The 11,828-nt window shown below is 74.1% G+C and carries 8 protein-coding genes; all 8 read left to right on the forward strand.

Annotation, left to right across the window (positions count from 1 at the left end; all coding sequences use genetic code 11):
- Nucleotides 1-38 precede the first annotated feature (38 nt).
- The 8 genes from ligD to ACFWJO_RS26880 all read left to right on the forward strand — a co-directional run bounded on the left by ligD (nt 39) and on the right by ACFWJO_RS26880 (nt 11,680).
- Entirely contained in the window at nt 39-1,010 is a 972-nt protein-coding gene (gene ligD / locus ACFWJO_RS26845) for a non-homologous end-joining DNA ligase (RefSeq protein ID WP_386869072.1), read from the forward strand.
- Between the two features lie 170 nt (nt 1,011-1,180).
- The gene (locus tag ACFWJO_RS26850; RefSeq protein ID WP_386869074.1) at nt 1,181-2,083 is read left to right on the forward strand and encodes a DNA ligase; all 903 of its coding nucleotides are present in this window, start codon (nt 1,181-1,183) and stop codon (nt 2,081-2,083) included.
- A gap of 422 nt (nt 2,084-2,505) precedes the next feature.
- Nucleotides 2,506-4,884, forward strand: coding sequence for a PBS lyase (locus ACFWJO_RS26855; protein ID WP_386869075.1), 2,379 nt, complete (start codon nt 2,506-2,508; stop codon nt 4,882-4,884).
- A gap of 1,032 nt (nt 4,885-5,916) precedes the next feature.
- Nucleotides 5,917-6,369: a class F sortase gene (locus ACFWJO_RS26860; protein ID WP_386869107.1), complete on the forward strand. Its 453-nt coding sequence runs from the start codon at nt 5,917-5,919 to the stop codon at nt 6,367-6,369.
- A 64-nt stretch (nt 6,370-6,433) separates the two neighbouring features.
- Nucleotides 6,434-7,255, forward strand: coding sequence for a hypothetical protein (locus ACFWJO_RS26865; RefSeq protein ID WP_386869077.1), 822 nt, complete (start codon nt 6,434-6,436; stop codon nt 7,253-7,255).
- Nucleotides 7,252-8,583 carry an ATP-binding protein gene (locus ACFWJO_RS26870; RefSeq protein ID WP_386869079.1) on the forward strand — a complete coding sequence of 444 codons (1,332 nt, stop codon included), beginning with the start codon at nt 7,252-7,254 and terminating at the stop codon, nt 8,581-8,583. The genes ACFWJO_RS26865 and ACFWJO_RS26870 overlap by 4 nt, the downstream gene beginning before the upstream one ends.
- A gap of 207 nt (nt 8,584-8,790) precedes the next feature.
- Entirely contained in the window at nt 8,791-10,191 is a 1,401-nt protein-coding gene (locus ACFWJO_RS26875; protein WP_386869081.1) for an FtsW/RodA/SpoVE family cell cycle protein, read from the forward strand.
- A 10-nt stretch (nt 10,192-10,201) separates the two neighbouring features.
- Nucleotides 10,202-11,680 (forward strand): penicillin-binding transpeptidase domain-containing protein, encoded by a 1,479-nt coding sequence (locus ACFWJO_RS26880; RefSeq protein ID WP_386869083.1) that lies wholly within the window; start codon nt 10,202-10,204, stop codon nt 11,678-11,680.
- The last annotated feature ends 148 nt before the right edge of the window (nt 11,681-11,828 follow it).

Raw genomic sequence — 11,828 nt, forward strand, 5'->3', positions numbered from 1 at the left:
TTCGCACCATTGGTCGGGATTCGTGGGATTCTCATCGTATGACGCCCATCACAGAGGTGGAGGGGCGGCGCCTGGCCCTCAGGAACCTCGACAAGGTCCTCCACCCCGCCACCGGCACCACCAAGGGCGAGCTGCTGCACTACTACGCCACGGTCGGGCCCGTGATCCTGCCGCATCTGCGCGACCGGGCGGTGTCCTTCCTGCGCTATCCGGACGGCCCTGACGGACAGCTGTTCTTCACCAAGAACCCGCCTCCCGGCACGCCCGCCTGGGTGAAAACCACCCCCGTGCCCCGCTCCGACGCGCCACGCGCCCGCCAGGTGGTGATCCAGGACCTGCCGTCGCTGATGTGGGCGGCGAACCTGGTCGTCGAGTTCCACACCCCCCAGTGGCGGGCGGACACCCCCGCCGTCGCCGACCGGCTCGTCCTCGACCTCGACCCGGGACCGCCCGCGACCGTCGTCGAGTGCTGCCAGGTCGCCCTCCACCTGCGGGAACGGCTCGCTGCCGACGGTCTCACGGCGTACGCGAAGACCTCGGGCTCGAAGGGCCTGCACCTGCTCGTGCCGCTGGTGCCCGCGCCCTCCGCGGACGTGTCCGCCTACGCCCGCCGGCTCGCCGTCGAGGCGGAGGCCGAGCTGCCGCGGCTGGTCGTGCACCGGATGGCGAAGGCACTGCGGCCCGGGAAGGTCTTCGTCGACCACAGCCAGAACGCCGCCGCGAAGACCACCGCGACCCCCTACACCCTGCGGGCCCGCCGGCTGCCGACCGTCTCGGCCCCGGTGACCTGGGAGGAGGTCGAGGAGACCGCGGAGACCGGCGAGACCGGGGCGGCGGGCACGGAGGGGACGGCGGGGGCTGCGGGGGTTACGGGGGCTGCGGGGACGGCGAGGGCCGGCGGCGCGGGGCGGCTGGTCGTGCTGATGAACGACATCGCGCCCCGCCTGGACAGGTACGGCGAACTGCTCGCACCCCTGTTCGACCCCGCAATCGCCGGACCGCTGCCATGAACCCCGCGGCCCCCGGATCGCCCCCAGGGACGCCGGATCCGTCCCGGGGCACGTCGGACCTGTCCCGGGGCACGTCGGACCCGTCCCGGGGCACGTCGGACCCGTCCCCTAGCGCGTCAGATCTGCGCGGTTCGCCCGATCCGTCCCGGGGCTCGTCCTCCCCTGACGTCGTGCTGCGGCCTCCCGTCGACGTGATGCGGCCGCGCGCCGCCGACGAGCTGCCCCGGCAGGGCAGTGTTCCGGGCGGCTTGCAGTACTCCCTCAAGCTCGACGGCTTCCGCGCCCTCGCCTTCGTCCTCGAGGACGGCGAGGTCTTCCTGCAGTCCCGTGCGCGGCGCGACCTCTCCCCCGAGTTCCCGGGCATCGCCGCGTACCTGGGCGAGCGGCTGCCCCCGGGGATCGTCCTGGACGGCGAGCTCTGCGCGTACCGCGAAGGGCGGCTGAGCTTCACCGACCTGCTCCGCTCGCACCGGGACCGCGAGCGCTTCGGCATCCCCGTCTCGTACATCGCCTTCGACCTGCTCGCCCTCCCCGGCCACGATCTTCGCGGCCGGCCGCTGCACGAACGCTGGGACCTCCTCGGCGCCGCCCTCGCGGGCATCGGCCCGCCGCTCCAGCGGGTGCTCGCCACCGACGACGAGGCGACGGCGCACGAGTGGTTCGACGCGCTGCGCGACGCGGGCGTCGAGGGAGTGGTCGCCAAGGCCTGGAACTCGGCGTACCGGCCCGGTGGCACCTGGTCCTGGCGGAAGGTACGGCACTCGGACACCGGCGACGCCTTGCTCGCCGGTGTGTTCGGCCCACCCGACCGACCGCACGCACTGCTCGTGCGCCTGCCCGACGGGCGCGAGCTGCGCACCACGCCCCGGCTGTCCGGGGCCCAGGCGCGCGAGGTGGCGGAGCTGACGGCGGGGCGGGTGGCGGCGGAGCCGGTGGAACACCCGGAACACGGGACGGTACGACCGCTCACCGAACCCGTCACGGTCGAACTGCGCGTGATCGCAGGCCGTCAGGACACGGCTCGGTTCGTCCGGGTAAGGGAAGCGGATGCGTGGCCGGAGGTGGAGCCGTAACCGGGGAGGCAGGGCCGGGGGTGGGTACGGAAGGCGGGGCCGTAACCGAGGAGGCGGGTACGAACGAGCCCCGCGGCCGGATACCGATCACCCCTCCCATCCGCTCCGTTCCGGACAAAGTCCCCGAGCGCCCCGGCGGGAGGCCCGGTGCGAGCGGTCCGGTGCGCAAGTGTGCATGTCCGGCGGGCGGTTGGGGTGTCGGTGAGCGGGCGGAGGCGGCCGGCTCGGGCGCTTGAGCGGCGGGGCGAGGGGCCGTCAGGGCTCCCGGCGGGTCTCCGGCGGGCCCCCGGCGGACCTGCGCGTGGCGCAAAGCGAGCGGCCGCGCGGGGCTTGCGGAACAGCCTCCGGCGGGCGGGTCCTTGTTACGGGTGCGTTGGTGCACACTTGCTGCCTGGTAAGCGCTCACGGGGAAGGCGGCCTGCATGCTGACGGGGATCGAGGAGGTCGACTGGGCTTCGCTGGGCCATGCGTACGGCCCCGCGGACGACGTGCCGGAGCTGCTGCGGGGACTCGCCTCCGACGACCCCGCGGAGCGGGAGAACGCGCTCGACGGCATGTACGGGGCGGTGCACCACCAGGGTGACGTCTACGACTCGACTCTCGCTTGCATCCCCTTCCTCCTCGAACTCGTCGCCGACCCCACGGTCAAGGACCGGGGCGGCATCGTCGAGTTGCTCACCAGCATCGGCGGCATCGACCTGTGCGGGGACGAGGAGCTGGACGAACTCGACCCGGATGACGAGGAGTTCATACCGGCGGCCAACTACGCGATGGCCGCCGCCGCGGTCGCGGCAGGCGCCGACGTGTTCCTCGCGCTCGTCGACGACCCCGATCCCGAGGTACGGCTCGCGGCCCCGTGCGCGCTGGCCTCGCTGCACGGCGACCCGGTCCGCGTGCTCGACCTGCTGCGCGAGCGGCTCACGGTCGAGCAGGACACGGAGGTACGGCTCGCCCTGGTCGCCGCGGTCGGGCGGATCGCGCTGCGGCACGAGTCGCTGCGCGACGAGACCGTGGACTGGCTGGGCTGGCTGTCCCGCGCCGCACAGGCGCCGGGTCTGCGGCTCGCGGCGCTCGCGCAGCTCGCGAGGGTGGCGCCTGCCGAGATCCCGGACGACGTGGTGGAACGGGTCACGGTGCTGCTCGACGAGGTACGCACGGCCCCGCAGAACCGGCCGACCGCATCGGTGGATGCGCTGGACGGGATGGAGCCGCTGGACCGGCTGGCTTCGATGGCCTCGCTGGACTCGCTAGCCGCGCTGGCCTCGTTGGACTCGGTGGCCCCGCCGGACTCGATGGACTCGCTGGGATCCCTCACGGCCGTCGAGGGCGTGGACGATGTCGAGGGCTTTGACGGCGCCGAAAGCAGCGACGGTATGGAAGGTGCCGAGGGTGTCGAGGGTGTCGAGGCGGGCCGTACGGTCGCCGCCTCCTCGTCCACGTCTTCGTCCTCGTCCGCCTCGGCCTCCTCTGCTGCCTCCGCCTCCGCCTCCGCCTTGATGGGGCAGGTGCGCGAGCTGTTCGAGGAGCATTCGGCGGGCCGCCCGACGCCGTGGACGGAGGAACTGCTGCGCACGCTGCACTCCGCCCTGGACGACCGGGTCGACGACCGCATCGCGCTGATCCTGGCGCAGCTGCGCAGCCCCGACTGGGGCCAGCGGTCGGACGCGATCTGGTTGTGTGGCGGTCTGATACGGGTGTGGCGGGGGCGGTACGAGGAAGTGGTGCGGCTGGTCGGGGCGCAGTTGAGTGACCCGGAGCCGCGGTTGCGCGAGGCGGCGACGTCGTTCCTGGAGCGGCTCTTCGAGCTCGGCGGGCCCGCGGCGGACGCGCTGGCCGCGCGCCTGACCACCGGGTCGACGGGGCCGCTCGGTCTGCCGGGGCCGGGCGCGCGGGCCGGGCGGGGCGGGGCGCTGCTCGCTCTCGCCCGTGCCGGCGACGCGCGGGCGATCCCGCTGCTCGCCAGGGCGCTGGAGGAGCGGGAGGTACGGCGGGAGCTGCTGTACGCGGTCGACTCGCTGGGCCCGGCGGCGCTGCCGCTCGCGCCGGTGCTGCGGCGCCGGCTCGGGGAGGTGGAGCTCGACGACCTGTTGTACGACCGGGCGGCGCCGCTGCTGTTCGCGCTGGGCTCGGTACGGGGCGCCCAGGCGTTGCCTGAGGTGCTGCGGGTGCTGCGCGGTGCGCCGGTGAACCGTCGGGAGTGGGTGCGGGAGGCGTGCCTGCGAACGCTCGTGGCGTTCGGGCCGGTCGCCCAGGAGGCGCTGCCGGACGTACGGCGGCTGCTCGGCTCGGAGTCGGCGGCGGTGTCGTCGATGGCGGCGCGGGCGATGTGGGCGCTGGACGGTTCGCTGGACGAGGCGCTCGGCGCGCTCGACCGGTGGCTGCGGCCGGGTACGTCGGGCGGCGAGTGGTGCGCGGCGGCCCTCGCGCTGGGTGCCATCGGGCCGGCCGCGGCCCGCTCGGCCCCCGCCCTGCGGGCGGGGCTGGGCTCGCGGGACCTGTGGGTGCGGGTGCGTTCGGCGGCGGCGCTGTGGCGGGTGACCGGGGACGCGGCGGAGACCCTGCCGGTGCTGCTCGCGGCCTGGGAGGAGAACCGGCACACCCGGGTGGCCGTGGCGGAGTGCCTGGCGGAGATGGGCGCGGCGGCGTCGGACGCGGAGCCCGCGATCCGTGCGGAGCTCTCCCGCAGGCGCCGCCACAACGCCCGCGAGGACGGCGCGGGCTCCCACGACGTCCACGACGACGAAAAGCTCCTCACGTTGTGCCGCGCGGCCCTGACCCAGATGGAACGCCGGATGTACTGACGACGCCCCGGTCGGGCGGGGGGGCGCGGGTCGGGGTCGGTACCGGAGGCCGGGCGGCGCGGGTCGGGGCCGATCCCGGACGGGCAGGGCGCGGGGTGGAGTGCGTGCCGCACGGCGCGGGGCGGGTCGAGCTCGGTGCCAGCGAGCCGGGCGGCGTCGTGGGGGCGGGCCTTCGCCGGCCCGCCATCCGGCAGGCTGTGGGCGGCGACGCAGGTCCGGCCGTACGGCAGACGTTGCCGCAGGGGCAATGGGACCCCACCCAGTCGGCGACCTTCGGCGTCGACTGGAGGGCTGGCCCCGGCACCCGGCCTGGCCCGGCTGACCAGCCTTGCTTGCCGCGCGCGGGGCCGACAGATCCGGCTGGCGGGTCTGACCGGGCGAGGTCGTCAGGCGCCGGGCAGCCACCTGGCCGGGCAAGGCTGTCAACACCACGGGCAGCAGCCGCCTAGCCGGGCGAGGTCGGCCGGACTGGCCGGCCCGGCGCGGCCAGCGGCCCCGACGCTGCCGGCTGCGCAGGCGCGGACGGCTGGCCGGGCGCGGCCGACTTGACCAGCCCGGCCGTTTGACCAGCGCAGCCGACTGGCCAGGCGCGGCCGCTCCCTCCCCCAACGGCCTGGCGCGCGCAGCAGCCCCGCGAAGGCCCGGCGCCGCCGCAACCCGCCGCCACAAACCCGTCCCGTCGGCCGCCGCCGTCGGCCGCCTCTGCGGCCAGCTCGCATGGAGACAGCGGGCGGCCCGCGCGCACGTAACGAGCCCGCAGGCCCACCTCCGGCTCACTGTTACACAACCGCAAAGCCGGACATTTACCTTCGTATCCGGTCAACCGCCGCCACCCGATCGGAGTCCGCCATGAGCCGCCGCCCCTCCCCCTTCCGACGCCGCCGACTGCTCGTCAGCAGCGCGCTCGCCGTCGCCGTCGGAGGCGGGGTCCTCGGGTGCGGCGGGACCGTCGGGGCCGCGGGGAACGGGGCGCCGGATGTGACCGTACGGAACGTGGCCGTGAGACCCGCCGGGCATCAGGCGGCGCCGGCCATGGCGGCGTCGGAACCGAACCGGCTGGTCATACCGTCTGCGGGAGTGGACGCCGGGCCGATGCTGCAGCTCGGCCTCGACGCGGATCAGGAGATGCAGGTGCCGTCGGTGGAGCAGGCCGAGCAGCCGGGCTGGTACACGGGGAGCGTGACGCCGGGCGAGCGCGGGGCGGCGGTGATCGTCGCGCATTACGACACGGCACGGGGCCCCGCCCTGATGCGCGACGTGGCGAAGATCAAGGCGGGAGACCTGATCGAGGTGGGACGCGCGGACGGCTCGACGGCGCGGTTCGCGGTGCGCGAGATCCAGCAAGTAGACAAAAAGGACTTCCCTACGAATAAGGTCTATGGGAAGACCGACCGGCCCGAGCTCCGCCTCATCACCTGCGGCGGACCCGTCCGGGACGGTCACCGCACCGACAACATCATCTTCTTCGCCGACCTGGTGAAGTGACCCCACCGGGAAACCACGGGGCACCCTCAGGAAGCCGACGGATCCGACCCGCCCGAGGAGGGCAGTGACCACACGACGCCGAGCGCGGCTCTCCGCCGCCACCGCCACCGCGGCCGTCCCGGTCGCGGCCCTCGGCGTGCTCGCGCTCGTCCTGACCTCCGCCCTCACCGGCTGCGGCGGCCATGGTGAACTGCAGAGCTCCGGCCGCACTCCCTCCGCCGTCGGCCCGGTCCGGCTCTGGCCGGACCTGCCGCCCGCGACCAACCCGCCGATCGACTACGGCGAGACCGACACCCAGCGCGTTCCCGGGATCGGCGTCCCGGACAACGACGTCCACACCGTCGACGCCGTGGCGGTCGTCCAGGCCGAGGTGCGCGCCGGCGAGGGCGCCCGCTCGGGCCCGGACGGCTTGTACGAGGAGACCGCCCGAGCCATCCAGGACTGCGGCAAGGACAAGGGCTCTTGCCCCATCCTCAAGCCGTACTACCGCGACCTCACCGGCAACGGCCGCGACGAGCTCATCGTCGGCATCCGCATGCCCGACCAGCAGCTCGGCGTCCGCGTCTATCTCGCCGAGAACGGCGGCCTGACCCGCATCATGTCCACCGTCGACCAGGTCGTCAGCGTCGAGCTGGCCGGCCGGGACCTCATCATGCGGGTCAGCTCGGCCGGAATCCCCGGTTACGAGTACCGGACCGCGTGGTCCTGGGACGAGCAGCAGCGGTCGATGCTGCCGGCACGGGACGAGATCGTGCGGGTGAAGCCCGGTGCGGGTACCTCGATGGTTCCCGCGCCTGTGTTCGTGAGTCCGACCGCCACCCCCACCGCCTCCGCCACCACGCCCGACCGCGCCCCCGCCCCGAGCCCCTCCGAGGCGGGCCCGTGAACCGGTCCCGGGAACCCCGTACGCCCAAGGCTTCCGCCTCCCGCCGCCTCCCCCGGCTGCCCGCCTGGACCGCGACCCTCACCTGGAAGGCCGCGGTCTTCATCACCGTCATGTGCTGCGCCCTCGCGGCACTCCTCGGCACCCTCGTCCACGTCTCCGTCGCCGGGCAGACCGTGAAGGACTCCCGGGACAAGGCGCTGGCCCGGCTCGACGAGGTAAGCCGGCTCTACGAGTCCGGCGAGCCGCTGCCCCGGTTCGCCGGGGTCGACCCGGCCGGGCTGCCCGAATCCCTCCGGGCGCTCGCGCTGACGGGCGAGCGGGGCACGATGGTGACCGAGTTCAAGGGCCGACCGACCATGTGGGCGGCGGCCCCTGCCGACGGCCGCGCCCTCGCCGTACGCATCGACTACACCCAGAGCGCCGACACGATCGACGGGCTCGACCGCTCGATCCTCGGCTCGTCCGTCCTCGCCATCGGGGCGACCCTGCTCGTCGGGGCCTTCGCCGTCACCCGGATCACCCGACGCCTGCACGCGACGGCGCAGGTGGCGCGGCGGATCAGCGCCGGCGACCTGGACGCGCGCGTCAACGACCCCCGGACGAAGGACCCTTCACGGCCCCAGGACGAGGTGGCCACGGTGTCCGGGGCCCTCGACACCATGGCCTCCTCGCTCCAGCGCAAGCTGCAGAGTGAGCAGCGGTTCACCGCCGACGTCGCGCACGAGCTGCGTACCCCGCTCACCGGCCTCTCCGCCGCGGCCGAACTGCTGCCCGAGGGGCGGCCCTCCGAGCTGGTGCGGGACCGGGTGCGGACGATGCGCGCGCTCACCGAGGACCTGCTGGAGATCTCACGGCTCGACGCGGGCACCGAGAAGGTGGACCTGGCCGTGCACGACCTGGGACCGCTCGCCGAACGGGTCGTGCGCGCCTCCGGATCCGACACCGAGGTCCGGGTGGTGCGGGACGCGACGGTGGAGACGGACAAGCGGCGGCTCGAGCGGGTGCTCGGCAATCTCGTCGCCAACGCCCACAAGCACGGCGCCCCGCCGGTGGTCCTGACCGTCGACGGGCCGGTGGTGACGGTACGGGACCACGGCGCGGGCTACCCGGAGTACCTGCTGGAGGCCGGACCGCAGCGGTTCCGTACGGAGAGCGGCGGCAAGGGCCACGGCCTCGGGCTGACCATCGCCGCCGGGCAGGCCGAGGTGATCGGCGCGGAACTCGTCTTCTCCAACGCGCCGGAGGAGGACGGCGGCGGGGCCCTCGCCCGTCTCACGCTGCCGGAGTACGTACACCTGGCGGATTCGGAAGAACCGACGGACGCGTGAGCCCGACGGGCACCACGGGCGCGCGACCACCGACGGGCACCACGGACGCGCAACGACCGACGGGCACCACGGACGCGCGACCACCGACGGGCACCACGGACACGCGACCACCGACCGGCACCACGGGCGCGCAACGACCAGCGCCCAACGGCGGCACACCGTCACACAAAAGGGACATAAGGCTTACTGCTTGCTACGTTGCGGTCCATGACCGCACCGCCGCCGACGGACGCGAAGGACACCAGGGACGCGCCCCCGCCCGGCGTGCGCGTGCCCAGGCGTCGTGGTGTGGAGTTCTCTCTGCTCGTCGGGGCGGTCCTCATCTCCGTCTGCGGCTACGCGGAGGTCGGGCTCGCCCGTAGCGGTGCCGTGCCGCCCGACGCGGCGCGCTACGGCGCCGGCCTCGGGCTCCTCGCGCTGCTCGCCCATGTCGCGGTCCGGCTGCGCGCGCCCTACGCCGACCCGCTCCTGCTGCCGATCGCCGTGCTGCTCAACGGGCTCGGCCTGGTCCTCATCTACCGGCTCGACCTGGAGACCCCGGGCGACCGGGCCGCGCCGACCCAGCTGGTCTGGTCGACGCTCGGCGTCGGCCTGTTCATCGCCGTCGTCCTGCTGATCCGCGACCACCGGGTGCTGCAGCGGTACGCGTACCTGTCCGTCGCCACCGCGCTCGCGCTCATGATCCTGCCGATCTTCTTCCCCGCCGTGAACGGCGCCAGGATCTGGATCCGGATCGGCGGACTCTCCTTCCAGCCGGGCGAGTTCGCCAAGATCCTGCTCGCCGTCTTCTTCGCCGCCTACCTCGCCGCCAACCGCAACGCCCTCGCGTACACCGGCCGGAAGGTCTGGCGCCTGCAGTTCCCCACGGGCCGCGTCCTCGGCCCGATCGTGGCGATCTGGCTGCTGAGCGTCGGGGTGCTCGTCCTGGAGCGGGACCTGGGCACCTCGCTGCTCTTCTTCGGGCTCTTCGTGATCATGCTGTACGTGGCGACCGGGCGGACCGGCTGGATCGCGGTCGGGCTGCTGCTCGCCTCGGCCGGCGCCTTTCTCGTCGGCTCCCTCGAACCGCACGTCCACAGCCGGGTGCAGGACTGGCTGGATCCGTTCGCCTCGATCCGGGCGGGTGACGGGCCGGGGCAGCTGGCCCAGTCGCTGTTCGCGTTCGCCGCCGGCGGGATGCTCGGCACGGGACTCGGCCTCGGGCACTCGGTGCTCATCGGCTTCGCCACGAAGTCGGACTTCATCCTGGCGACGGCGGGCGAGGAGCTGGGCCTGGTCGGCCTGACCGCGCTCTTCCTGCTGTACGCGCTGCTCGTCGCCCGCGGCTACCGCGCCGGGCTCGCCCTGCGCGACCCCTTCGGGCGGCTGCTCGCCATCGGCCTGGCCTCGATCCTCGCGCTCCAGGTCTTCGTCATCGCGGGCGGGGTGATGGGGCTCATCCCGCTCACCGGCATGGCGATGCCGTTCCTCGCCCAGGGCGGGTCCTCGGTCGTCACCAACTGGGTCATCGTGGCGCTGCTCGTCCGGGTCTCGGACTCGGCACGGGCCCCGCGCCCGGACATGGCCGACACGGGGGTCATCGCCCCCGTCGTGGAGGACGCGAGGTGAGCCGCATCCGATGATCCGGTACATCCGGCGGGCCGCCGGGCTCTGTCTGGTCCTGCTCGTGGCGCTGCTCGTCAACGCGGGCCGGGTGATGGTCCTGGAGGCGGACGAGCTGGACGACAACCCGGCCAACCGCCGCATCGCCATCTCCCGCTGGGGCCAGCCGCGCGGGGAGATCCTCGTGGACGGCCGTCCGGTCACCGGCTCCCGGGACAGCGGGCAGCAGTTGCGCTGGGAACGCACGTACACGCAGGGCCCGTTGTACGCGCCGGTGACCGGCTACGCCTCCCAGACGTACGGCACGACGCTCCTGGAGAGCGCCGAGGACGACCTGCTGTCCGGCACCGATCCGATGCTCGCGCCGCTGCCGCTGTGGAACGACGTGAGCCGGGGCCGGCACCCGGGCGGCGACGTCGTCACCACGATCAGGGCCCGGATGCAGGAGGCGGCGTTCCGGGGGCTCGACGGCAAGCGGGGCGCGGTCGCGGCGATCGAGCCGTCGAGCGGCCGGATCCTGGCGCTCGTCTCCTCGCCGTCGTACGACCCGGGGATGCTGTCCGGTACGGACGACAAGGTCAAGGCCGCGTGGCACCAGCTCAACACCTCCCCCAACCAGCCGATGCTGGCGCGGGCGATCCGGCAGACCTATCCCCCGGGCTCCACCTTCAAGATCGTGACGGCGGCCGCGGCCCTCGACGCGGGCGTGGTCACGGACGTCGACGCCCCGACCGACACCCCGGACCCCTTCGTCCTCCCGGGGACCCGCCAGGTCCTCCCCAACGAGGCCACCGGCTGCGCGGACGCCTCCCTCGCCGATGCCATCCGGTGGTCGTGCAACACGGTGATGGCCGGCCTGAGCGTGAAGGTGGGCCTGGACCGGATGGTGGCGGCGGCCGAGGCCTTCGGCTTCAACGACACGGGGCTGCGTATCCCGTCGTGGGTGGCGAAGTCGAACTTCGACACCGACATGAGCGACGACCAGCTGGCCCTGTCCTCCATCGGCCAGTTCGACACGGCGGCCACTCCGCTGCAGATGGCGATGGTCGCGGCGGCCGTCGCCAACAACGGCGAGATCGCCCAGCCCCACCTGGTCGAGCGCACGACCACCTCGGCCGGCACCCTGGTCGGCTCCCCCGCCCGCCGCACCTACCGCCAGGCCATGCGCCCCTCCACCGCGACCCGCCTCCAGGACCTGATGGTCCGCGCGGTGACGGAGGGCACCGGCACCAACGCCGCCATCCCGGGCGCCCGCGTCGGCGGCAAGACGGGCACCGCCCAGCACGGCCTCGGCAACACCGGCACCCCCTACGCCTGGTTCATCGCCTGGGCCCAGGCCACGGACTCGGCCCAGCCGGCGGTGGCGGTCGCGGTGGTCGTCGAGGACGCGGAGGCGAACCGCACGGACATCAGCGGGGGCGGAGACGCGGCACCGATCGCGCGGGCGGTGATGGAGGAGGGGCTGAGGCTGGAGGCGGAGGCGCGGGGGCGGTGACACCAAGAGCGTGAGACGCGAGGGGGGCGCAGGCGGATCCGCCTGCGACATGCGTCGCGGGGCGGGGGGGGGGGGGGGCGGCGGGGGGGGGGGAGGGGGGTGGTGGGGGGGTGCGTATCGCGGAGGGGGAGGAGGGGAGGGGGAGGGA

It is taken from the genome of Streptomyces sp. NPDC127092, assembly GCF_042722475.1.
Taxonomy (GTDB): domain Bacteria; phylum Actinomycetota; class Actinomycetes; order Streptomycetales; family Streptomycetaceae; genus Streptomyces.

What these genes read in the sequence shown, in the direction of transcription:
- ACFWJO_RS26875 (WP_386869081.1), top strand. Translation starts at nt 8,791, where the DNA reads ATGACCGCACCGCCGCCGACGGACGCGAAGGACACCAGGGACGCGCCC.
- ACFWJO_RS26880 (WP_386869083.1), top strand. Translation starts at nt 10,202, where the DNA reads ATGATCCGGTACATCCGGCGGGCCGCCGGGCTCTGTCTGGTCCTGCTC.
- ligD (WP_386869072.1), top strand. Translation starts at nt 39, where the DNA reads ATGACGCCCATCACAGAGGTGGAGGGGCGGCGCCTGGCCCTCAGGAAC.
- ACFWJO_RS26860 (WP_386869107.1), top strand. Translation starts at nt 5,917, where the DNA reads ATGGCGGCGTCGGAACCGAACCGGCTGGTCATACCGTCTGCGGGAGTG.
- ACFWJO_RS26855 (WP_386869075.1), top strand. Translation starts at nt 2,506, where the DNA reads ATGCTGACGGGGATCGAGGAGGTCGACTGGGCTTCGCTGGGCCATGCG.